At 53.2% G+C, this 18,382-nt stretch carries 36 protein-coding genes; 17 read left to right on the top strand and 19 right to left on the bottom strand.

Annotated elements, in window-relative coordinates; all coding sequences use genetic code 11:
• The first annotated feature begins 1 nt into the window (after nt 1).
• Complete coding sequence (gene efeB, locus JS46_RS11015) at nt 2-1,276, top strand: iron uptake transporter deferrochelatase/peroxidase subunit (RefSeq protein ID WP_033750873.1); 1,275 nt, start codon at nt 2-4, stop codon at nt 1,274-1,276.
• A gap of 505 nt (nt 1,277-1,781) precedes the next feature.
• Nucleotides 1,782-2,570 carry a phosphate starvation-inducible protein PhoH gene (phoH, locus tag JS46_RS11010; RefSeq protein WP_033750871.1) on the top strand — a complete coding sequence of 263 codons (789 nt, stop codon included), beginning with the start codon at nt 1,782-1,784 and terminating at the stop codon, nt 2,568-2,570.
• A 314-nt stretch (nt 2,571-2,884) separates the two neighbouring features.
• Here the strand turns inward: phoH and JS46_RS11005 are convergent, their stop codons facing one another.
• From JS46_RS11005 to JS46_RS10935, 19 genes are all read right to left on the bottom strand, one after another.
• Nucleotides 2,885-4,063, bottom strand: coding sequence for a tyrosine-type recombinase/integrase (locus JS46_RS11005; RefSeq protein ID WP_033750869.1), 1,179 nt, complete (start codon nt 4,061-4,063; stop codon nt 2,885-2,887).
• Nucleotides 4,021-4,227: an excisionase gene (locus tag JS46_RS24610; RefSeq protein WP_072010431.1), complete on the bottom strand. Its 207-nt coding sequence runs from the start codon at nt 4,225-4,227 to the stop codon at nt 4,021-4,023. The genes JS46_RS11005 and JS46_RS24610 overlap by 43 nt, the downstream gene beginning before the upstream one ends.
• A 96-nt stretch (nt 4,228-4,323) precedes the next feature.
• Nucleotides 4,324-4,635 (bottom strand): hypothetical protein, encoded by a 312-nt coding sequence (locus tag JS46_RS11000; RefSeq protein ID WP_033750867.1) that lies wholly within the window; start codon nt 4,633-4,635, stop codon nt 4,324-4,326.
• Between the two features lie 56 nt (nt 4,636-4,691).
• The gene (locus JS46_RS10995) at nt 4,692-4,928 is read right to left on the bottom strand and encodes a hypothetical protein (RefSeq protein ID WP_033750864.1); all 237 of its coding nucleotides are present in this window, start codon (nt 4,926-4,928) and stop codon (nt 4,692-4,694) included.
• A complete protein-coding gene (locus JS46_RS10990) occupies nt 4,925-5,143 on the bottom strand; it encodes a hypothetical protein (protein ID WP_033751915.1) in 219 nt (72 codons plus the stop codon). Before JS46_RS10990 ends, JS46_RS10995 begins: the two co-directional genes overlap by 4 nt.
• Nucleotides 5,144-5,302: 159 nt before the next feature.
• Entirely contained in the window at nt 5,303-5,863 is a 561-nt protein-coding gene (locus JS46_RS10985; RefSeq protein ID WP_033750861.1) for a hypothetical protein, read from the bottom strand.
• 49 nt (nt 5,864-5,912) lie between these two features.
• The gene (locus JS46_RS10980) at nt 5,913-6,221 is read right to left on the bottom strand and encodes a hypothetical protein (RefSeq protein ID WP_033750859.1); all 309 of its coding nucleotides are present in this window, start codon (nt 6,219-6,221) and stop codon (nt 5,913-5,915) included.
• A 23-nt stretch (nt 6,222-6,244) separates the two neighbouring features.
• Nucleotides 6,245-6,715, bottom strand: a complete 471-nt coding sequence (gene ssb, locus JS46_RS10975) for a single-stranded DNA-binding protein (RefSeq protein ID WP_033750856.1) — start codon at nt 6,713-6,715, stop codon at nt 6,245-6,247.
• Nucleotides 6,715-7,206 carry an HNH endonuclease gene (locus JS46_RS10970; RefSeq protein WP_033750854.1) on the bottom strand — a complete coding sequence of 164 codons (492 nt, stop codon included), beginning with the start codon at nt 7,204-7,206 and terminating at the stop codon, nt 6,715-6,717. The genes ssb and JS46_RS10970 overlap by 1 nt, the downstream gene beginning before the upstream one ends.
• Nucleotides 7,206-8,078, bottom strand: coding sequence for an ATP-binding protein (locus JS46_RS10965; RefSeq protein WP_033750852.1), 873 nt, complete (start codon nt 8,076-8,078; stop codon nt 7,206-7,208). Before JS46_RS10965 ends, JS46_RS10970 begins: the two co-directional genes overlap by 1 nt.
• Before the next feature lie 14 nt (nt 8,079-8,092).
• A complete protein-coding gene (locus JS46_RS24375; RefSeq protein WP_160173333.1) occupies nt 8,093-8,248 on the bottom strand; it encodes a hypothetical protein in 156 nt (51 codons plus the stop codon).
• Nucleotides 8,245-8,439, bottom strand: coding sequence for a hypothetical protein (locus tag JS46_RS10960; protein ID WP_033750849.1), 195 nt, complete (start codon nt 8,437-8,439; stop codon nt 8,245-8,247). Before JS46_RS10960 ends, JS46_RS24375 begins: the two co-directional genes overlap by 4 nt.
• A gap of 106 nt (nt 8,440-8,545) precedes the next feature.
• On the bottom strand, nt 8,546-8,683 hold the full coding sequence (locus tag JS46_RS24180) for a protease FtsH-inhibitory lysogeny factor CIII (RefSeq protein ID WP_152560698.1): 138 nt from the start codon (nt 8,681-8,683) through the stop codon (nt 8,546-8,548).
• 148 nt (nt 8,684-8,831) lie between these two features.
• Nucleotides 8,832-9,050 carry a hypothetical protein gene (locus JS46_RS10955; RefSeq protein ID WP_152560697.1) on the bottom strand — a complete coding sequence of 73 codons (219 nt, stop codon included), beginning with the start codon at nt 9,048-9,050 and terminating at the stop codon, nt 8,832-8,834.
• A gap of 19 nt (nt 9,051-9,069) precedes the next feature.
• Nucleotides 9,070-9,306, bottom strand: coding sequence for a hypothetical protein (locus JS46_RS10950; protein ID WP_033750843.1), 237 nt, complete (start codon nt 9,304-9,306; stop codon nt 9,070-9,072).
• Between the two features lie 101 nt (nt 9,307-9,407).
• On the bottom strand, nt 9,408-9,899 hold the full coding sequence (locus tag JS46_RS10945; protein WP_033750841.1) for a hypothetical protein: 492 nt from the start codon (nt 9,897-9,899) through the stop codon (nt 9,408-9,410).
• A gap of 61 nt (nt 9,900-9,960) precedes the next feature.
• Nucleotides 9,961-10,212: a hypothetical protein gene (locus JS46_RS24175; protein WP_152560696.1), complete on the bottom strand. Its 252-nt coding sequence runs from the start codon at nt 10,210-10,212 to the stop codon at nt 9,961-9,963.
• A 9-nt stretch (nt 10,213-10,221) separates the two neighbouring features.
• On the bottom strand, nt 10,222-10,470 hold the full coding sequence (locus JS46_RS10940; RefSeq protein WP_051905615.1) for a hypothetical protein: 249 nt from the start codon (nt 10,468-10,470) through the stop codon (nt 10,222-10,224).
• Between the two features lie 382 nt (nt 10,471-10,852).
• Nucleotides 10,853-11,527: a LexA family transcriptional regulator gene (locus JS46_RS10935; RefSeq protein WP_081876064.1), complete on the bottom strand. Its 675-nt coding sequence runs from the start codon at nt 11,525-11,527 to the stop codon at nt 10,853-10,855.
• A gap of 108 nt (nt 11,528-11,635) precedes the next feature.
• Here JS46_RS10935 and JS46_RS10930 point away from each other — a divergent pair, with 108 nt between their 5' ends.
• The 15 genes from JS46_RS10930 to JS46_RS10885 all read left to right on the top strand — a co-directional run.
• Entirely contained in the window at nt 11,636-11,866 is a 231-nt protein-coding gene (locus tag JS46_RS10930) for a YdaS family helix-turn-helix protein (protein WP_033750837.1), read from the top strand.
• Between the two features lie 111 nt (nt 11,867-11,977).
• Complete coding sequence (locus tag JS46_RS10925; protein WP_033750835.1) at nt 11,978-12,271, top strand: CII family transcriptional regulator; 294 nt, start codon at nt 11,978-11,980, stop codon at nt 12,269-12,271.
• Nucleotides 12,272-12,291: 20 nt separating this feature from the next.
• A complete protein-coding gene (locus tag JS46_RS24370) occupies nt 12,292-12,435 on the top strand; it encodes a hypothetical protein (protein ID WP_160173332.1) in 144 nt (47 codons plus the stop codon).
• A complete protein-coding gene (locus JS46_RS10920) occupies nt 12,432-13,295 on the top strand; it encodes a replication protein (protein WP_033750832.1) in 864 nt (287 codons plus the stop codon). The genes JS46_RS24370 and JS46_RS10920 overlap by 4 nt, the downstream gene beginning before the upstream one ends.
• Nucleotides 13,296-13,403: 108 nt before the next feature.
• Entirely contained in the window at nt 13,404-15,287 is a 1,884-nt protein-coding gene (locus JS46_RS10915) for a toprim domain-containing protein (protein WP_033750829.1), read from the top strand.
• Nucleotides 15,287-15,646 (top strand): hypothetical protein, encoded by a 360-nt coding sequence (locus tag JS46_RS10910; protein ID WP_033750826.1) that lies wholly within the window; start codon nt 15,287-15,289, stop codon nt 15,644-15,646. The genes JS46_RS10915 and JS46_RS10910 overlap by 1 nt, the downstream gene beginning before the upstream one ends.
• Nucleotides 15,643-15,822, top strand: coding sequence for a DUF551 domain-containing protein (locus JS46_RS23375; protein WP_072010430.1), 180 nt, complete (start codon nt 15,643-15,645; stop codon nt 15,820-15,822). Before JS46_RS10910 ends, JS46_RS23375 begins: the two co-directional genes overlap by 4 nt.
• Nucleotides 15,819-15,983 (top strand): hypothetical protein, encoded by a 165-nt coding sequence (locus JS46_RS24365; RefSeq protein ID WP_160173331.1) that lies wholly within the window; start codon nt 15,819-15,821, stop codon nt 15,981-15,983. Before JS46_RS23375 ends, JS46_RS24365 begins: the two co-directional genes overlap by 4 nt.
• The gene (gene ninD / locus JS46_RS24170; RefSeq protein WP_369799160.1) at nt 15,947-16,147 is read left to right on the top strand and encodes a protein NinD; all 201 of its coding nucleotides are present in this window, start codon (nt 15,947-15,949) and stop codon (nt 16,145-16,147) included. The genes JS46_RS24365 and ninD overlap by 37 nt, the downstream gene beginning before the upstream one ends.
• On the top strand, nt 16,144-16,344 hold the full coding sequence (locus tag JS46_RS10905; protein ID WP_033750824.1) for a hypothetical protein: 201 nt from the start codon (nt 16,144-16,146) through the stop codon (nt 16,342-16,344). The genes ninD and JS46_RS10905 overlap by 4 nt, the downstream gene beginning before the upstream one ends.
• A complete protein-coding gene (locus JS46_RS10900; protein WP_033750821.1) occupies nt 16,313-16,747 on the top strand; it encodes a recombination protein NinB in 435 nt (144 codons plus the stop codon). Before JS46_RS10905 ends, JS46_RS10900 begins: the two co-directional genes overlap by 32 nt.
• Entirely contained in the window at nt 16,744-17,046 is a 303-nt protein-coding gene (locus JS46_RS24165; RefSeq protein WP_152560693.1) for a hypothetical protein, read from the top strand. Before JS46_RS10900 ends, JS46_RS24165 begins: the two co-directional genes overlap by 4 nt.
• The gene (locus JS46_RS24160; protein WP_152560692.1) at nt 17,016-17,186 is read left to right on the top strand and encodes a NinE family protein; all 171 of its coding nucleotides are present in this window, start codon (nt 17,016-17,018) and stop codon (nt 17,184-17,186) included. The genes JS46_RS24165 and JS46_RS24160 overlap by 31 nt, the downstream gene beginning before the upstream one ends.
• Nucleotides 17,183-17,437, top strand: a complete 255-nt coding sequence (locus tag JS46_RS24360; RefSeq protein ID WP_033750818.1) for a hypothetical protein — start codon at nt 17,183-17,185, stop codon at nt 17,435-17,437. The genes JS46_RS24160 and JS46_RS24360 overlap by 4 nt, the downstream gene beginning before the upstream one ends.
• 448 nt (nt 17,438-17,885) lie before the next feature.
• The coding region (locus tag JS46_RS10885; protein WP_072010401.1) for a recombination protein NinG at nt 17,886-18,382 on the top strand (497 nt) is incomplete at its 3' end.

Here is an 18,382-nt window from a genome sequence, read left to right as displayed (position 1 = left end):
TATGAGTCGTCAACAGGATGAGGCGCAGCCCGCGCGGCGACGCCTGTTAAAAGGGCTGGGACTGATGGGCGGCGCGGCCGCCCTGAGCGGCGGCTGCCCGTTCCACGCGGCGGCCGACAGTTTTTCTCCCGGTACGGTTGCGCCCGACGCGCGACGCCAGGTGCAACCCTTCTACGGAGAGCATCAGGCGGGCATCATCACGCCGCAGCAGGCGTCGATGATGCTGGTCGCCTTTGACGTGCTGGCCAGCGATAAAGCCGATCTGGTGCGCTTGTTTCAGCTGCTCACCGCGCGCATCGCCTTTTTGACCAGCGGCGGTCCGGCGCCGGCGGTGACTAATCCTAAGCTGCCGCCGATGGATTCAGGCATTTTGGGGGCAGAGATTGCGCCGGACAATCTGACGATGACGGTTTCGGTAGGCGCGTCGCTGTTCGACGAGCGTTTTGGCCTGCAGGCGCTGAAGCCGAAGAAGCTGCAAAGCATGACGCGCTTTCCCAACGATTCGCTGGATGCCGCCCAGTGCCATGGCGATCTGCTGCTGCAGATCTGCGCCAACACCCAGGACACGGTGATCCACGCGCTGCGCGATATCGTGAAATACACGCCCGATCTGCTGGGCGTGCGCTGGCGGCGCGAAGGCTTTATCGCCGATCACGCCGCGCGCAGCCAGGGGAAAGAGACGCCCATCAACCTGCTGGGCTTCAAGGACGGCACGGCCAATCCCGACACGCAGGATAAGCCGCTGATGGATAAACTGCTGTGGGTGACGGCCGATCAGGACGAGCCGGCGTGGACGCGCAGCGGCTGCTATCAGGCGGCGCGGATTATTCGCTTCCGCGTTGAGATGTGGGACCGCACGCCGCTCGGCGAACAGCAGGCCATCTTCGGCCGCGACAAGCTGAGCGGCGCGCCGCTGGGCATGCAGCACGAGCGTGACGTGCCGGATTATACGAAAGATCCGGATGGCGAGGTTATCGCGCTCGACGCCCATATCCGTCTCGCCAATCCGCGCACGCCCGAGACGGAAAGCAGCCTGATGCTGCGCCGCGGCTACAGCTATTCGGCGGGCACCACCGCATCGGGGCAGCTCGATATGGGACTGCTGTTCGTCTGCTATCAGCACGACCTGGAAAAAGGCTTTATCACGGTACAGAAGCGGCTTAACGGCGAAGCGCTGGAAGAGTATGTTCGTCCCATCGGCGGCGGCTACTTCTTTGTTTTGCCGGGCGTTCCCGACGCTAAGCACTATCTGGCGCAGCCGCTGCTGGAAGCCTGACGACACCTGCGCCGCCGCATCGGCGGCGCGGTTTCTGCGCGCCGTGCAAAATATTTGTTTCCCGCCTGAAAATCTAATCCCTTGATTGCTATAAGAAAGCCTTTTTTTGCCTGCCTGCCCGCTGCTGCTATTTCTGAATTCTGAGTATGGTCGTAAAATTAATGTTGCCAACTCTGTTAAAATTAGTGCAGTTTAATGGATAAGCGTGTTGTATCGCAGACTGGAGTCGCGCATGGGAAGGTCCTTTACAGGACAGACAGTTTTACCTCAGGTTCCACACTCTTCAGCGAGGGCATGCGCGCCTTCGACAGCCTCTTCTTCTTTATCAAATTGTTTCTCTATCTTCGATTTTACCGGTGTGCCTTTGCGCCTCGGTGCGGCGACACATCTTTATCAACGGTACGTCATGGCTCGAAAGGAAGCCAATCAAACCTCTAAAGCGTTCAGTTAATCGTGGCGGGCAGCGGCCCAACGCGGGAAATGAAACCAACTGTAAGGTGCGACTATGGGAAGACAGAAAGCAGTGATCAAAGCGCGTCGTGAAGCCAGAAGAGTGCTTCGTAGTGACTCTCGCAGTCATCGTCAGCGCGAAGAAGAATCGGTCACTTCGCTGGTGCAGATGGGTGGGCTGGATGCTATCGGTATGGCGCGCGACGTGCGCGACCGTTCGCCGATCGCCGCCAGGAACGATGCTCAGGCGCACTATCTCCAGGCCATAGAATCGAAGCAGCTGATCTTTGCAACCGGCGAAGCTGGATGCGGTAAAACCTGGATCAGCGCCGCGAAAGCGGCAGAGGCCCTGATACATAAGGATATCGACAGGATTATCGTCACACGTCCGGTGCTACAGGCCGATGAAGATCTGGGATTCCTGCCAGGGGATATCTCAGAAAAATTCGCCCCGTACTTCCGGCCGGTCTACGACGTTCTGGTTAAACGTCTTGGCGCTTCCTTTATGCAGTACTGTCTGCGACCCGAAATCGGCAAGGTGGAAATCGCGCCTTTCGCCTATATGCGCGGTCGTACCTTTGAAAATGCGGTGGTGATCCTCGATGAGGCGCAAAACGTGACCGCGGCCCAGATGAAGATGTTCCTGACGCGCCTTGGCGAAAACGTTACGGTGATTGTTAACGGCGATATTACCCAGTGCGACTTGCCCGCTGGGGTCTCTTCCGGTCTCGCGGACGCGCTGGCGCGGTTCGAAGAGGACGAGATGGTCGGCATTGTACGTTTCGGCAAAGACGACTGCGTGCGTTCGGCGCTCTGTCAGCGCACGCTGCATGCGTATGGTTGATTGATTTGAGTAAGTCTGTGTAGCAAGCAAACCCGGCGCAAGCCGGGTTTTTTTATGGGGCAGCATCGCAGACTCCGCTGTCCAACGGGCTGCGCCCGTTGTCGAACCCCGTCGGGGGTTCTCATACCCCTCTCATCGAGGAATATGCAAAAAAAATGCCTGAACGTTAGTTCAGGCATTTTCTTGAATTTGTGGCGGTGAGAGGGGGATTCGAACCCGCGTTCATATCTTCGTAACCATTTGATATTAAATAGCTTCATAAAAGGATCCTTTTTCACGTGCACTACACGTGCATTTTTCTTCAAATCGCCCTGTTATTCGCTGCCGGTTTTGATCGTCGGCCTCGATAGGTGGCCATCGTAATCGACCAGATAAGAGCCGTAATTTCTGAACAGCATATCCGGGCCTTTATGTCCCATTTGCTTGCATAGCCAGAACAGGTTGGCCCCTGAGCTGATATGCATCGTCGCGAACGTGTGACGCGTCTGATACGGGTTGCGATACCTGAGCTTTGATTCGCGCATGATGATGCGCCACGCCTTTTGGCGAATAGCATCTGAGCCAGCCCACGGCTCGCCGGTTCGCGGATCTTCGAATACAAACTCGCTCTTCAGCTGCGTGAACTGCTTCATGATGCTGAGCGCCTCGACCGCCTCCTCGTTCAAATCTATCTTCCTTGTGCCGGCGCGCGTCTTCGTTGATTTCTCCACCCCCTCAACAACGGCGTTCTGCACAAACGCCGTCTTCCTCTCAAAGTCTATATCCCGCCATCGCAGAGCACATAATTCGGAAGGGCGAACGCCGGTGTTTAGTGCAAACTGGAATGTCGCCTTCCACTGTGGGTAGAGGCAGTGCATATAGATGATGCTGATTTCTGCCGGCGTGAACGGGTCGACCTCGTACTCCTCAGTGTTTCCGTACTCGATGGAGAAGTAGCGAGATGCGCTGATGTGCGCGACAGGATTATCACTGATAAGCCCATCTGTTACCGCTTCATCAATGGCGCTACGCAAAAAGGACAGGCGATTTCGAATAGTCTTCAGCTTCGTCTTTTGCGTCGATACCCAGCCTTTAAGCGCTGCCGGCGTCAGCTCCGTCACGTAGATATTGTGAAGCACCCTGAGCGAGCGCAGACACTTCCTGTATCCGTCCAGCGTAGACGGTGACAGGTTGCGGTTCTCGCTTATGACCAGATACTCCTCAAGGTAATCCTTTACCGTCTTTTTCTTCTTCTGATGCCCAAACAGCGCCGCCTTTTTCGAGCGGGGGAAGTACTGCAGGTAGTTAAAATCCCCCGACGCGATGCGGTTCTGAATCTCTCCCAGATACCGCTCGGCATACTTTATATTTCTCGCATTCACCTCCATCCCCGACAATGGCTCTCTGCAAAGAACGCCATTAAACGTAAATGTCAGCTGCAGCGTTTCGCCAGTCTTGTGGCGCCGCACGGTTATTCCGCGCGGTAAAGCGGATCCTTGCTGCTTCTTGCCCATCGGTTCACCTCTTCTGTATCAATCCAGCGCTCCCGGACGCCGTCCACTTTTAATACGTGGACGCCCATCCTCCAGATCTTCCTTTGTATCCGTTTGTTAATGGCCTCCTCCGATTCTCCTGTGGTTTGGCAGTATGCCGAAATTGGCATTACATCAAGGCTCATATTTACTCCTATCAGGCCAGTAGCAGGCCAGCGCAATACAAATAAAAAAGGCGAGCCATATAAGGAACTCGCCGGGGGAGATGTCGCTAAGGGTGTTCATAGCCACTCGCCGACACTGGCAGCGAGATAGGTGATAGCCTTCCTTGTGTGGCTCAGGATGTCCGGGCTTACGATGTCGACCGTATAGCTGCAGGCGCCGGCCGGTTCACTCACCAGAATTACCTTCGGCCCGTAATGAATATTCATGTCCATCTGATGGGCCAGCTGAAATGCATCGGCATCATTATTCAGCGGGTTCCATGGCGCATAAACCACAGGGTCGATAAGTATGCTTCCTTGCTCATCGAATCCGAATGTACGATGCCCTGCAGCCTTAGCCGCCAGCTCTAATACCTCTTCGTCAGACATAACAACTCCTCACGCAGAGCGCGATAGTGAATAGGGTGAGTGGGGGTGTAGAGAGGTTATTCTTTGGTGAGAAACTGCAATTTGTGCCAGATATCCAAATCATCCTTGTCGTGATTCTCGCAGTACTCCTCAACTGCCTTCTCGATTAGAGATGCCTGTTCAGCAGAAAGGTGATCATCCCGATGGTCGAAGAAAGCGACAGTCATTGCTCTGCCGCCAAGGATATCTGTTAGCGGGCCAATTGGTGGCTCTTTGCCATCCGGGAATTCAACTACCAACGTGTAAACACTCATGCGACCCTCCTTTGCTGCTTAGCGCGCTCAATACGCTCGTAGTATTCCCGGCACTCGCTGCAGCAGAAGAAACCCTTCGTGGTCTTCTCTCCACAGTCGCCGTTATGGCAAAGGCCGGTGTAGGTCATCGTGGGCTTGGGTCGGTTAGCCAGGGCAATCTCAATCATCTGCTGCTCGCGTTCTGCGGCTTCATCAATAGGGTCTGGAAAGTTCATTGTCTTCTCCAAATTACAGGCGTAAAAAAACCGCATTGCGCGGTCATGTGCTGATGCTCAATGGGTTCGTAGTTTTTCATGCAAGCCACCAGGATAAATACGCAATAACACCCACCACAAGCACCCACCAGATGTGAATCATGATGTCCTCTTTGCTTTTCATTTCGCCTCATCAATGTTGCACAGTAAGTCTGGTAGTGGTGCCGCCTCCAGCATATCTTCCCATGAGTAGACAATATTAAAGGTAACGTCCACGCCGAAATTCTTACCGCATTCCGGGCAATCAGCATCGGCAAGCGTATGGCGCTGACCTTTCATCTCCTGCGTTGGTTCAACCGGTACCAGCTTCCAGCCTTCTTGCACCAGCTCCGCCAGGCTGACGGCGGGCGCGGGGCGGACGAAGAGTGGCGTAACCTGATTGCCTTTAAACACCGAAAACAAGTCAGCCACCTGCTTGTTTCGCTCGACATGACTGGTTTCTCGGTGGGCATCTTTGAGAACCCATGCAAAAGGCTCCTGATTCTCCAGCTCTGCCAGTTTCGTCTCTGCTGCTTCTGCGCGCTGCTGCCAGTCATCTGGAGGCGCATTCAGAGTGGCAAGCGCCACCTCCATCAATTCGACCATGTAACGCATGTCAGGATTCGATTCTGATGCCTGCTTCCAGCGCTTAATCTCAATCTTGCAGAGACCTGTCAGCGCCTGCTTCTCTTCTTCACTCATTCTCTTACCCCTTATGCCGCTGTCAGGCTCAATGCCGCGGCGAAAATAGTTAGTCCTGCACCACGGCACCAAAGCGTCCGCGCAGCTCTGTCTGATAGTCATTCCAGACAACATCAGGCTTCGTCACGATGATGCGTGGCAGCTGCGGATAGAAGGCTGCCAGTCGTGCGTATTCCTTCGTGGCGCGCCCCCTGCGCCGTGTCTCCAGTGATTCCTTCGTGCGTGATTCAATCCGGCACCGCTCACCGTACCGGGCGGCAATCTGCTGCTGTGCGTCCTGCATAGCGAGCCGATGCAGACGCTGTGATTGCGTTTCATCAGGGCGTGCAGAGTCCGCCGAAGTTTCGGTGAGGTTCATGGTCGGTGCCTTATTGGTAAATGTTAGAAGGGTGGAGCGTCATCCCATTCCATAGGAGGCTCATTGTTTGCCGGTGGAGTAGATGGCCCAGCCTGCTGCTGCGGTCGCTGCTGCTGATTTGTTTGCGGTCGGTTTCCCTGACCACCTTCCTGCTTGCCGCCGAGCATCTGCAGCGTTCCGCCAACGTTGACGACTATCTCAGTGGTGTACTTCTCAGAGCCGTCCTGCGCCTGCCACTTCCGTGTGCGCAGCTGGCCTTCGATGTAAACCTGCGAGCCCTTACGCAGGTACTCGCCAGCCACCTCTGCCAGCTTTCCGAAGATGACTACGCGCATCCATTCTGTGTGCTGCTTCTTCTCCCCAGTGGTCTTATCCTTCCATTGCTCACTGACCCCTACAGACAAGTTCGCCACTGCTGAACCTGATGCGGTGTATCTGATTTCTGGGTCCTGCCCCAGATTTCCGATAATGATGACCTTATTGATTCCTGCCATTAGGCAGTCCTCCTTGTTTTGAAGTGAATGATGCTGAGAATGTTTGATGGTGTGACGCCAAAGTCGCTTGCAATCTTTTTGGCAGTAACACCTCCGCGACTATGTAGGCTGCGTATTTCACAGACCTGATCCCAGGTTAATTTCGCGTTGACGTTTCTGGATCCGATCGCCTTGTTCTTTGCAAACTCTTGCCTTCCTTTACTCACCATGTCTGTAAAGTTTGCGCGAGCATTACCTAAGAGAAGATGAGAAGGATTGCAGCAGGATGGGTTATCGCAGGCATGGCAGACGAAGAAACCTTCTGGTATTGGGAAGTTCGCTAATTCCCATGAAACACGATGTGCCAAAAGGTATTTACCGTTTATCCTTACGTTGCCATAACCCTTTGGCTTCTTGGCTCCCTGCCAGTTCCAGCATTCCGATGCGCTCCCTTTCTTAACCTTGCTCCAGAAAAACTCCTGCTGCTCAGCGCTGATTGGGCTTTCTGCCATTATGCTGCCTCGCTTTTCTGCTCAAGTTCCGCTTTGCGGATGTCATAAATCTCTTTGGCCTTAGCCTGATATTCGGTGCCGCGCAGGGTGCGCCATGCTTCTTCGAAAAGCGCCTTAAGGCCGTCAAGGTTCTCGACTTCTGCCGCGGACTGCGTAAATACCTTCAGCGACTCTTCTGCAGGATTGGCGCCAGACTCCAGCCAGTGCAGCAGCTGCTTGCCAGTCTGCTCGCTGAGAACCACCGGGTCGGCATTACTGAACAACTTCGTCCTGTCCTTGCTGGCGATCGCATGATGCGTTTCATGACCGATATCGAGCACGGTGGTGAATTCGTATTCGACGCCATCACGCTGCTCTGACTTCATGCCGAGCTTGGCGACCTTCTTGCGGCCGTTCTCCTCAACCTGCGCCGTTTCCGTCTTGCTGCGCATGGTGGCGATGATATGCATTGAAGAGCGCAGAATCGCATCCAGAAAGGCACGGTGACGCGGGTTAATGTCGCTCCAGGCTGACCATGAATTGCCGCGGTACTTCGTTTTAGCGATGGTATCGACGAGCTCCAGACAGCCGCCTACACCACCCCATTCATGGGTGATGCTGTCGATAATGAGGCTGTCATATCCGGCCTGCTCAGCAGCGCTGATAGCCTCGATAAAGCGCTCCGGACTGAATGGCGGGTCGAGCTCCAGAACATCGAACTCCGCAACATCAGAGTAGAGCGATGCGCTGCCTTTCTCCGTGTCGATAACAGCAATACGTCCGCCGATTCCTTTCGCTACTAGCAGTGCGCTGTAAGTCTTCCCTGAACCACTTGGCCCGGTAAGTGCCAGCCGTAGCCTGGCTTTCTTCCTCATGGCTTTTTCAAATTTCATCTCACACCTCAGTGTCAGTTATGGGCGCACCAGTCGATGCGGTTCTGTTGTTGCTCCGTACGGTAATCAGCAATCGCGTCCTGTGCGGCTTGCTCTGGTGTCATCTGGTCGAGTACAGGCTCTAAGATGGCTTTCATCATCTCGATGAAATACATATCCGGGTCAATCATGCTGCTATCTCCTGATGAATCGTGTAACCCTGCTCTGTAAGCCACTCCATGACGTCTTTGATGTCCATCTGGTTGAGTAGCTGCTTGCCGTTGAAGTCGAGCAGAGATACTTCATCAGCTTCGATAACCATCATGCCGGGGCGATAACCGGCGCGAGTCTTGACCTCGCCGCACTCGAGTTTCAGCTTCATCGAAACGCACTCCTCAGCAGCTTCATTGCCATCGCCCATTTGGCGGCGTTACTGAACAGGACGGCTTCGCGTGAAAGCTCCTGTGCTTTTTTGAAGTGATTAGGCTTCATGGCTGGCCTCTCTGATTCAGGGTGTCTACAAATGAGCGCCAGCCAGTGCGGAGGCGGCGAGTGATAACGTCTAACAGTGATTCATCAAACTGAGCGGAGCCCACGACGGCACCGCCCGCGATGGCATAGTTCATCGTGGGTTCCTTAATTCGTTTATGTTGGTGTCAAAAAAATGGCCCGCCGAAGCGAGCCGAGTAGTGTTACGGTCTGGTTATTTCAAGCCCTCTAAAGGCGTTGGTGACTAGAACCGTCGAAGCGACTCAGTGAATCGCCTCTGCGGTGTTATTTAGAGTGAGGCGCCAGCGGGATGTAACCTTCTTCGGGGTATTCAGAAAAGCAGGCTCGCAAACCTTCGTAATCCACTTCGCCGCCATCCCCCTGGATAACTCCGCTATCAATGGATAGCTCTGTTTCTCCATCCACATCACACTCTTCTGGCGACACGCAAGCCAAGCCAGCAAACTGGGCAAGTTCATAAATCTGCGCGATTGTTAGGTTCATCCTCTCTCTCCTGTAGTGGTTACTGGCCCCGAGCGCGAAGCATTGCGTCAGCCATTAAATAAAACGTCTTTGCCAGGCCATCCATTTCCTCGCTATGGCTTGGGCCAATGTTAATTCCACAACCTGAAGAAAATACCCCCTGCATTGCCTTAGCTGCGAAGTAGTCACGAAGCGTCATCCCGAATTCAACCTGGTTCCATTCGGTGCCGTCATTTGGCACAAAAGGAAACGCACACCCGCCTGTGTCTTTACTCATTCACCCTCCTAAATAACCCGCCACCATGAGACCAGCGGTGACTATCCAGCAGATAATCCAGTCTGTGTTGCTCATGGTGGGCTCCAGTAAAAAGGCTGCGGTTAGGCAGCCTGTTGTGATTCCCGGCACTGCCGGTTCAGCTTGTTGAATACGTCCCGGAATATTGGGCATTCGTCTTTTGATACCTTGCTCAGGTAGCGATGCCCGATGATTCCGGTATCTTCATCGAGCACGATTCGCGCACTGTTTACGCCAACCACAAAGAAGAACCTCGGGTGCTTTCGCCACTGAGTAATCAGGCCATCATCAATCGCTTGCTGAAGATAGGCGGGTAGCTCAATCAGGCTTACGTTCGCAATCTTTATTTCTTCACGCTCGATTGCATCCTTAGTGCGTTGGATGCTGTCCTGCAGCGCTCTCAGTCCATCGCTCTGCTTATCCCACTTATTTAGCGTTGCGCGGCCATTGCGCTTGTCGTTTAGCGGCTGTCCATTTGCCTGAGCTACGGTGTCGAAGTGGTTTTGCAGTCGCTCATCAAACCGCGCCTCTTTCTTAGCGAGAGAGGCTTTCAAAATCTCAAGTCGCTTACTCATGCCTTTATCTCGCCGTTACGATGTCTTTAGATTTGCGATAGCCAATAAAAAAAGCCGCCGATTAGGCAGCCTGTTCTGGTTCTGTTATCGTCGCGCTTAGCGTCAAAATTTTTCCGTCACCCAAATCCCATCGCACCGGCTTGCCATCCTTAAGAAGCTTGTCAGCAACGCACCCCAGCGCATCATCCGTTACATCTACTTTGTCACCGGTGAATTGGCGCACACCCGGCGCAGCACCCTTAACTGGCTTACTGCGCCCTGCATAAATCTTTCCGCTTAATGGGGAGAACCCCAGAGTTAATGGATTAGGCATAGATACCCCTCACTTAATGATGTGCGCTGCGTCTTTGCGAACCTTGCGGTGACCCGCCTGATAAAGCGCGACCTGCGGTAAGCACATCGCTGTGCTCTCATGCTTCTCACGCAGACTAGGAGCTGATGTAGCGCGGGCTACGTTTAAGCTGCAGCCTGAAAGCGCCACAGTGAGCTTTTTACTGAAGCGGCTTGCGTCGGTAGCCTCTGCTGCTTTCTTCGCGTTGTAGGCCGCCATACGGCGTTGATTTCTGTTCATGGGTATTCCTCGATGAGTGCTTGGGTGCAAGAGCCAGAACCCGTGACGTTTCCGAACTTAATAGGCTTCTCAGGTCCACCGTCCTGACTGGCGTAAGCTCCACCTATCTCTTGCCCAAAGCACTCGCCTCGGCCTGTGTATTCACAGGGTCATATTGTTAAAGAGCAAACATCCTGTTTTGTTTCTCGTCGCGTCCTGCGTCGTTGAGATAAACATTACCTCAGGGTAAATTTAATGTCTATACCCATAGGTAAACAAAATAAGCGCAAAAGTTTACCCGCTTGAATTTTCAGGTAATTTATTTTGATGTTTTTTGATATTCAGACGAAAAAAAACCGGCACAGTGGCCGGTTGGTTTCGTCTGTCGCGGGGAAAGTGCGATTTAAGGTAGGTTTGTTATCTTCGCATCGACCACAACGCCGATCACTCTGCAATTACCATCGACTTCAGTCATTGGATACTGAGGATTAAGTGGCTTCAGGAACTTACGCCCGGCATCAATAACAAGCTTCTTAAAGGTGGCTTCGTTCTCGCTATCCAGCTTGGCAACAACCAGCTTCCCATTTTTGGCTTCAGCCTCAGGATCAACAAGTATCATCGTCCCTTCGGGGATGCTCAGGCCAACAGGCGAGGTCATAGAATCCCCCTTAACGTCTAGCCAGAATGAGTTCTCCGAGCACTGCACCGTAGTTTCATACCAGCGATCAATGGCTTTGCGGTGATATGGCTCGATGGCTTCCATCCATTGTCCTGCGCTGACCCAACTTATCACAGGGAAAGCTCCTTTAGGTTCGTGTGTACCCACGTATGAGGTGTTACCACGGCCATCTGCAGATATATCATCCATCCAGCCACGCGGTAGAGAGAATGCCTTTTCAATAATCTCTACCATATCATCCGCGATCCGTTTTTTACCTTTCTTGCCTTCTTCGTAAAGCATGCGAGAAACGTATGACGGCTCACGTTCTATCTTTCGTGCAACCTCCACGGCTTTTCCACCGCAAAAATCATCACGTATCTGTATTAGGCGCAGGCGCCTTTTCTCGTATTTGTCCATGGCGAGCATTTTAATCAGCTTTACCCTTTGGTAAATAACCCGCAGGTATTGCTAAAATACTTACCTGTAGGTAAACTATATCTATGTGAAGGTAAACAAGGAACCGAGATGAACGAATTACGAATCTATCTCAACAGCCTTTCACTGGATGAACAAAAAGATTTTGCAACTAAGTGCGGCACTTCTATCGGTTACCTCCGAAAGGCACTTAGTAAAAATCACGAACTGGGCGCAGCACTTTGCGTCCTGATCGAGAAAGCAAGCTCTGGCGAAGTTACTCGCAAGCACCTTCATCCAAGTGATTGGACGTGCATTTGGCCTGAGTTGCAGGCCGCTTAAGCACCACCGCTCTTTATCAATCTGACCTCCCTCGGAATACCAGGGAAAACCCAAGTGACTTGCTCACCGCAATGTCACGCAATCAATTAACCAACAAGGAAATTATCCAACATGCACACAGCAAAACACAGCAAAAGGATTCGTGAAGTGGAAAGCGAATTACGTTCCCGCCTGGTAACGATGGGGCAGACGAACTTCGCAAAGATGGCTGGCTGGGCTGATTCAAAAGTCAGCCGGTTAAACATTCACGACATGGCCGTGACGTTCGTTCTTCTGGAGAAAGTATGGGAGACGAGCTTAATCAGGGAAGTGGCAAGGCAGGCTGTAGAAGCTGTGATGCCTAAAAAGCAAAAAGCCCCAACTGCGCGAACAGTTGAGGCTTCTCAAATCACTATCGAATTCTGAACAAATTCAATGGAGTTATTATGCCAAAGAAACACACAGTTTACCAGGCAGATATGCGCAAAAACCTTGCCCGCATCGAGTTCTGCAAAGGCTTTAACCCGACGGTAGCTGAGAAGCTGAAGCACATTCTGGAAGAGGCTAAAGCGAAGGGGAAAGGGCAATGAGCAATCTGGCTGAAGTACATGATCTAACGCCTCACATCGAGGCAAGAGAGCGTCGCGTGGCAGATATTGAAGATGGATTCACGCGCATCGCCAATGAACTCCTCGAAGCCGTCATGCTTGCAGGATTAACCCAACATCAGCTTCTGGTATTCATGGCCGTCATGCGCAAAACATACGGCTTCAACAAGAAGGTTGACTGGATCAGCAACGAGCAGCTGTCACAGCTGACAGGGATGTTGCCACACAAATGCTCAGCAGCGAAAAGCGCTCTCGTTAAGCGCAATATCCTAAGCCAGAACGGCAGGCTGACTGGCATTAACAAGGTCATCGGAGACTGGGAAAAACCAGCTCACCCGAATCAGGTGAGTTTACCCGAATCAGGTAAGGAACCTTTACCCGAATCAGGTAATCGCTCTTACCCGAATCGGGTAACCACAAAAGACAATATTACAAAAGACAAGAAAGACAATAAAAACACTTTGCCCGAACAGGTTCGGTCGACATGCGAAAAGGCCGATAAGCCTGCAGGAAAGAATCAGGCCGCCGACGAAGCATTCGAGAAAATCTTCTGGTGTGCAGGCATGGTCAAAAAGGGCAAGCAGAAGGCTATGTCAGCTTTCAGGTCGAAGTATCAGGAGTGGCGGAAAGAGTCAGGCGGAACTCCGGAGCAGTTCGCTCAGATGCTGGCAGAGGATATCGCCAGCCGTCAGGGTAAGCAGTTCGGTTTCGATAACCTGCATCCTGCAACCTACCTCAACGGCAGTCGCTGGCAGGACGATAAGCCAGCAGCTGCAACCTCAAGCTCGGTCAAATCAGCAATCACGGTTTCCAAGTCTGGTTACGTGTTCTTCGACAGGTGATCACATGAAGCCACGGATTAAATCATTGCTGATTGCCGGATATAACCACGGCCTGTTGAGCGAAGCGTTTGTCCGGTACTGGTTTGAGAAACTTCATTTGAGGGCCGTATGACTCCATCCGAACTGAGTGACATGCTCTGGAACCATGTCGACAGGGTAGCGAAATACCTGTTGCCGAACGGCAAAAAAGAATCGCATGAGTGGGTAGCAGGAAGCGTTAACGGGGAAAAGGGCCAGAGCCTGAAGGTGAATCTGGCAGGCAAGAAAGTCTGGCAGGACTTCGCTGAAGGAAGCGGTGGTGACCTCCTCGACCTGTGGGTAGCCGTGAAAGACTGCGGGTTGCACCAGGCGATGACAGAAGCCAAAGAGTTCCTCGGCATCAAAGACGACGACCACCACTTCTCAGCAAAGCAACAGAAAAAGTTCGCCCGCCCCGACCGCAAGAAAATCAGCAAGTACCTCACCAAAACCGAAAAGCACCTCGAATACCTGGCATCTCGCGGCATCACCGCAGAGACGGCAAAGGCGTTTGAAGTCGCCGCGGCGAAAGTATGGAATGGCGAGCGCGAGCTGGATGCTCTGGCGTTCCCGTACAAGCGCGATGGTGAGCTGTTGCAGGTCAAGCGCATAAGTACCGAGAGGCCTAACGGCAAGAAGGTCATCATGGCCGAAGGCGAGTGCGAGCCGTGCCTGTTCGGATGGCAGGCAATGCCTAAAAACATCCGCCTGGTAGTTATCTGCGAAGGAGAAATCGACTGCATGACGTACTACCAGTACGGCCTTCCGGCGCTTTCTGTCCCGTTCGGCGGTGGCAAGGGAGCCAAGCAGCAGTGGATTGAGTTTGAGTATCACAACCTCGACCGCTTCGACGAAATCTGGATCTCCATGGACTCCGATGAAGTCGGCCAGGCTGCAGCGAAGGAAATCGCATCCCGCCTCGGCGAGCACCGCTGCCGGCTGGTTAATCTGCCACACAAAGACATCAACGAGTGCCTGCAGGCCGGGATGACAAGCGATCAGGTAATCGACGTGCTGGAGCGCGCTGCTTACTTCGATCCAGAAGAGTTGTATAGCGCCCGCGAGTTCTATCAGGACACCATCAACGCTTTCTACGGCAAAGAGCAGTGCATGTTCCGCAGCCCATGGGAGACGCTAAATCACAACTTCGCATTCCGTGAAGCCGAACTGACCATCGTGAATGGGGTGAACGGGCACGGTAAAACCGAAGTCGTGGGGCATATGGTACTCGAGGCTATGCGACAGGGTGTTCGTTCCTGCGTTGCGTCTCTGGAGCTTAAACCGGGAGCATTACTGAAGCGACTGACAAGACAGGCTACCTGCCTGAAGCTGCCACCGCAGATGGAAATCGACTCGGCATTCAACTTCTACGACGACCGGCTTTGGCTGTTTGGCCTGACGGGAACGGCGAAAGCAGATCGCCTTCTGGAAATCTTCGAGTACGCCAACCGGCGCTACGGTATTCAGCTGTTCATCATCGACAGCCTGATGAAGTGCGGCATTGGTGACGACGATTACAACGGGCAGAAGGCGTTTGTAGACGCCGTATGTGACTTCAAGAACCGCACCAACAGCCACGTCATCATGGTGACGCACAGCAGAAAGTCGGACAGCGAAGAGAAGCCTACTGGCAAGATGGACGTGAAAGGCACCGGCGCCATCACCGACCTCACCGACAACCTGTTCATCATCTGGCGCAACAAAATCCGAGAGCGAGCTATCCAGAAACAACATGCTGGAGAACCGCTGAACGAGAAAGAGCAGGCCGCTCTGGCAACATCCGCATCTGTCCTGATGCTTGAAAAACAGCGTAACGGAGAGGGATGGGAGGGTGGCATTCCGCTTTACCTGCACGAGCAGTCGCACCAGTTCCTGACCATGGACGGCGCGACACCTTACAACTATATCGCCAACATGCCGGCCGACGAGTACGACCAGACCTGGGCGAGTGAAAATGTCACGGAGTATGCATAATGAACAAGCTAACCGCTGAAGTGGCGCGCATGGACATTGGCCATCTGCGTGAGCATCAGGCAAACCCGCATGTAGGACTGAGCATGAGGGAAGAGAAGTACCTACAAGCCTTAGAGATAGCCCTGCCAGTGCTGGAGCAGCAGGAGAAGGATGAGCCTGTATGGATTTACTGGAGCGGAGAGGTTGCGCTACCTCCAGTTGGGAATGAGGTGATGGTTGAAGCTCGCATGCATAGCGGCAACCGCATGACCGGCCCTGCCAAAACGATGAGATGGAGAAATTATGCACCCCATCCTGGTGACATCGTCGCATACAGGGTACTGGAGCAGCAGGAACGCGAGCGAGGAGAGGGAGGATGAGCGGATGGATTAAATGCAGTGACAGACTGCCAGCGTCGAGCGATGGCCCCGTGGTTCTCGTCTGGAATGGGCGATACGTTACCGCAGCACCCTGCTTCAATGGCTGGTTCACCATTTTAAAGCCTGAGTCAATCACCCACTGGCAGCCACTCCCTGAACCACCGGAGGAATTATGAGCGACAAAAATGAGCTGGAGCGGCAGAAGTTTGAGCGCTGGGCCCGTAGCGCTGGGATGGATACCTATCGCCATCTCGATGATGAAGAGAGATATGAGCGTATTTCAACGCAATTTCACTGGCAATGCTGGCTAGCCCGCAGCAAGCAGGAGGAAGCATGAGTCATGAGCCGCATTACCGATGTGACCGCTGCGGGGTGAAGAAGCCACCTGAGCGATACCGTGAAGGGCAATCCTGGTGGAATAAGTGGTGCATTCGCTGCGAAGGCTCACCTGTCGGCCAATTCCCGATCCCGGAAACAGATGAACACCGGAGAAAGTCATGAACAACGTAATCCCCCTAAAGCGTCCTGAGCACCTCATATCCGAAACCGAGCTGGATAAGCTGGCAAGTGACATCAGTCGCTTCGTCAACCGCTATCCGAACTCAATGTGCATGCCTGCGGGCATCAGGAAGCTACTCAGCGACGCACTGAAGAGAGACAAGCAGAATGGAGAAGACAACATTCCTCCTGCGGGATGACCGCATCCGAAGAAACTGCATTGAAGCCATCCAGCAACTCCCCGCCGATACCGACAGACCTCTGCAGATAACCATCCAGGAAGACACCCGCTCACTAGCGCAGAATCGAATGCTCTGGAGCTGTCTGCATGACATTTCGCAACAGGTGGTGTGGTACGGGCGAAAGATGGATTCGGAGTCGTGGAAGCACGTTTTCAGCGCTGCACTCAAGCAGCAGGAAACCGTGCCCGGCATCAACGGCGGCTTTGTAGTCCTCGGTCAGTCAACAAGCAAGATGCGCGTCAGCGAGATGCGCGACCTCATCACTATTATTCACGCCTTCGGCGCAGAGCAGAACGTTCGATTCAGCGATGAATCCGCGCGCGCTGCAGAGTGGGCTAACAGGTTCGGGAGAGCAGCATGAGCAAAATCAAAGAAGAAATTCACAAAGTTCTGGCAGACGGGAAATGGCACGGCACAACGGAAATCCTTGACCGGGTTTCCCGCTCTGCATGTGCAAGCAGAAAGGACGTGCTAACCGTATTGCACACCCTTACGGGCGGTCATCACATTGTGAAGTCTCACATCAGCTACAGCGATTGCAAATATCGCGCTGGAGCAACGCCAGGAGGCTTCGGCGTTAACCCCAACATGGCGGATCCAGAGCCTGCTGAACAGGGTGAGAGGTGGACATGCGCCGGCAAATTAGCATCACCTTCTTAGCATGTGAACACGCCAAACTGAAGTATCCCCGCCAGAAACGCCGCCGCCACAAAATCCCGACCGAATCCGAAGTGACCACCTGCAATTACATTGCACGGTTGCGCCGGGCCGTGGCTGACAGAATGAGGAAAGCACGATGAAAATATTCTGGAACACCTTGCTGCACCTTTCAGCCTTTGCTGCGCAGAAGCTTTATGGCGAAAAGGTTACACAGGTCGATGTATGGCTCGAAAGCGGCCGGCAGCTAATGCTGATGGACAGAGATGAATCAGAGCGCCTTGTGCGAGTCTGTAAAAACCTGAAATCAGAATGGACAGAGCAGCAGAAGCAGGAGCTGAGAGAAGCGATTTACAGCATTCGTCAGCACGAAAAGGGGCAACCCAATGCGTGAACGCTGCCACCGCTGCTACACAATCCTCACAAGCGAAGATAAGCACTGGTATGAAATTGCATGTGAGTCTTGTGAAACCGACCTCAAATGGGAAGACCATGAAAGAGACCAGCCAATCAAATCCGCCTACTGGCGCTGGCGAGCCATCTGCTTCTGTGTGCGCTGGTTGCTCTGTTCAGCTGCTGGATGCCGAAGTCTACGCATGCACCTCATGTCTCGACCTGTGGACGATGTTACACCCAAATTTCACAATGACAGGAGAGAATGATGGCTGACGCAATTCTAATACTACTTGCCTCCGCAGCATGGCTATGGAGAGTTGAGTGGGTCTATCGAGTCAGGGTGAAGATGATTGACGATGACTTTGAGCGATACAAGCGGCTTCCCTCATACCTTTCAATGGCCCTTCAGGTGTGGATATGGGATGTAAATAAATTTAGGGGGAGGCATGGCTAAAGGCATTAAGCCGCCGAAGCCGAAGACCTGCCCAATCTGCTCTACCGAATACACCCCTCGAAGTTCTCTCCAGAAAGTCTGTGGCGTCCAATGCTCAATTATCTTTGGCAAACAAGCTGAAGCGCAAAAGCGCGAGAAGGCAGAGAGGTTAGCCTGGCGCAACCGGAAAGCTGAAGCCAAGCCCTTAAAGCACTGGGAGGATATGACACAGCGCGTAGTGAATGACTACATCAGGGAAAGAGACAGAGAGCTTCCGTGCATCAGTTGCGGGACGTGGGAAACGGTTCAGTGGGAGGCAGGGCACTACCGGTCAAGAGGCAAGGCATCACACCTCCGGTATCACGAAGATAATATTTCAAAACAGTGTCATCGATGTAATGTCCAGCTATCCGGCAATCAGCAGCAGTACCGCATCAATCTCATCACCAAAATCGGCCTTCAGCGCGTTCTGGCGCTCGAATCAAACAACGAACCTCACCGATACACCCG

The organism is Pantoea sp. NGS-ED-1003, from assembly GCF_000738765.1.
Lineage (GTDB): Bacteria > Pseudomonadota > Gammaproteobacteria > Enterobacterales > Enterobacteriaceae > Pantoea > Pantoea septica.
The sequence above is the reverse complement of the archived record's forward strand: the minus strand, read 5'-3'. Positions and strand labels throughout refer to the sequence as shown.

Coding starts and splice junctions, on each gene's coding strand:
- efeB (WP_033750873.1), top strand. CDS start 2: ATGAGTCGTCAACAGGATGAGGCGCAGCCCGCGCGGCGACGCCTGTTA.
- phoH (WP_033750871.1), top strand. CDS start 1,782: ATGGGAAGACAGAAAGCAGTGATCAAAGCGCGTCGTGAAGCCAGAAGA.
- JS46_RS11005 (WP_033750869.1), bottom strand. CDS start 4,063: ATGGGCAAGAAGCAGCAAGGATCCGCTTTACCGCGCGGAATAACCGTG.
- JS46_RS24610 (WP_072010431.1), bottom strand. CDS start 4,227: ATGAGCCTTGATGTAATGCCAATTTCGGCATACTGCCAAACCACAGGA.
- JS46_RS11000 (WP_033750867.1), bottom strand. CDS start 4,635: ATGTCTGACGAAGAGGTATTAGAGCTGGCGGCTAAGGCTGCAGGGCAT.
- JS46_RS10995 (WP_033750864.1), bottom strand. CDS start 4,928: ATGAGTGTTTACACGTTGGTAGTTGAATTCCCGGATGGCAAAGAGCCA.
- JS46_RS10990 (WP_033751915.1), bottom strand. CDS start 5,143: ATGAACTTTCCAGACCCTATTGATGAAGCCGCAGAACGCGAGCAGCAG.
- JS46_RS10985 (WP_033750861.1), bottom strand. CDS start 5,863: ATGAGTGAAGAAGAGAAGCAGGCGCTGACAGGTCTCTGCAAGATTGAG.
- JS46_RS10980 (WP_033750859.1), bottom strand. CDS start 6,221: ATGAACCTCACCGAAACTTCGGCGGACTCTGCACGCCCTGATGAAACG.
- ssb (WP_033750856.1), bottom strand. CDS start 6,715: ATGGCAGGAATCAATAAGGTCATCATTATCGGAAATCTGGGGCAGGAC.
- JS46_RS10970 (WP_033750854.1), bottom strand. CDS start 7,206: ATGGCAGAAAGCCCAATCAGCGCTGAGCAGCAGGAGTTTTTCTGGAGC.
- JS46_RS10965 (WP_033750852.1), bottom strand. CDS start 8,078: ATGAAATTTGAAAAAGCCATGAGGAAGAAAGCCAGGCTACGGCTGGCA.
- JS46_RS24375 (WP_160173333.1), bottom strand. CDS start 8,248: ATGATTGACCCGGATATGTATTTCATCGAGATGATGAAAGCCATCTTA.
- JS46_RS10960 (WP_033750849.1), bottom strand. CDS start 8,439: ATGAAGCTGAAACTCGAGTGCGGCGAGGTCAAGACTCGCGCCGGTTAT.
- JS46_RS24180 (WP_152560698.1), bottom strand. CDS start 8,683: ATGAACTATGCCATCGCGGGCGGTGCCGTCGTGGGCTCCGCTCAGTTT.
- JS46_RS10955 (WP_152560697.1), bottom strand. CDS start 9,050: ATGAACCTAACAATCGCGCAGATTTATGAACTTGCCCAGTTTGCTGGC.
- JS46_RS10950 (WP_033750843.1), bottom strand. CDS start 9,306: ATGAGTAAAGACACAGGCGGGTGTGCGTTTCCTTTTGTGCCAAATGAC.
- JS46_RS10945 (WP_033750841.1), bottom strand. CDS start 9,899: ATGAGTAAGCGACTTGAGATTTTGAAAGCCTCTCTCGCTAAGAAAGAG.
- JS46_RS24175 (WP_152560696.1), bottom strand. CDS start 10,212: ATGCCTAATCCATTAACTCTGGGGTTCTCCCCATTAAGCGGAAAGATT.
- JS46_RS10940 (WP_051905615.1), bottom strand. CDS start 10,470: ATGAACAGAAATCAACGCCGTATGGCGGCCTACAACGCGAAGAAAGCA.
- JS46_RS10935 (WP_081876064.1), bottom strand. CDS start 11,527: ATGGACAAATACGAGAAAAGGCGCCTGCGCCTAATACAGATACGTGAT.
- JS46_RS10930 (WP_033750837.1), top strand. CDS start 11,636: ATGAACGAATTACGAATCTATCTCAACAGCCTTTCACTGGATGAACAA.
- JS46_RS10925 (WP_033750835.1), top strand. CDS start 11,978: ATGCACACAGCAAAACACAGCAAAAGGATTCGTGAAGTGGAAAGCGAA.
- JS46_RS24370 (WP_160173332.1), top strand. CDS start 12,292: ATGCCAAAGAAACACACAGTTTACCAGGCAGATATGCGCAAAAACCTT.
- JS46_RS10920 (WP_033750832.1), top strand. CDS start 12,432: ATGAGCAATCTGGCTGAAGTACATGATCTAACGCCTCACATCGAGGCA.
- JS46_RS10915 (WP_033750829.1), top strand. CDS start 13,404: ATGACTCCATCCGAACTGAGTGACATGCTCTGGAACCATGTCGACAGG.
- JS46_RS10910 (WP_033750826.1), top strand. CDS start 15,287: ATGAACAAGCTAACCGCTGAAGTGGCGCGCATGGACATTGGCCATCTG.
- JS46_RS23375 (WP_072010430.1), top strand. CDS start 15,643: ATGAGCGGATGGATTAAATGCAGTGACAGACTGCCAGCGTCGAGCGAT.
- JS46_RS24365 (WP_160173331.1), top strand. CDS start 15,819: ATGAGCGACAAAAATGAGCTGGAGCGGCAGAAGTTTGAGCGCTGGGCC.
- ninD (WP_369799160.1), top strand. CDS start 15,947: ATGCTGGCTAGCCCGCAGCAAGCAGGAGGAAGCATGAGTCATGAGCCG.
- JS46_RS10905 (WP_033750824.1), top strand. CDS start 16,144: ATGAACAACGTAATCCCCCTAAAGCGTCCTGAGCACCTCATATCCGAA.
- JS46_RS10900 (WP_033750821.1), top strand. CDS start 16,313: ATGGAGAAGACAACATTCCTCCTGCGGGATGACCGCATCCGAAGAAAC.
- JS46_RS24165 (WP_152560693.1), top strand. CDS start 16,744: ATGAGCAAAATCAAAGAAGAAATTCACAAAGTTCTGGCAGACGGGAAA.
- JS46_RS24160 (WP_152560692.1), top strand. CDS start 17,016: ATGCGCCGGCAAATTAGCATCACCTTCTTAGCATGTGAACACGCCAAA.
- JS46_RS24360 (WP_033750818.1), top strand. CDS start 17,183: ATGAAAATATTCTGGAACACCTTGCTGCACCTTTCAGCCTTTGCTGCG.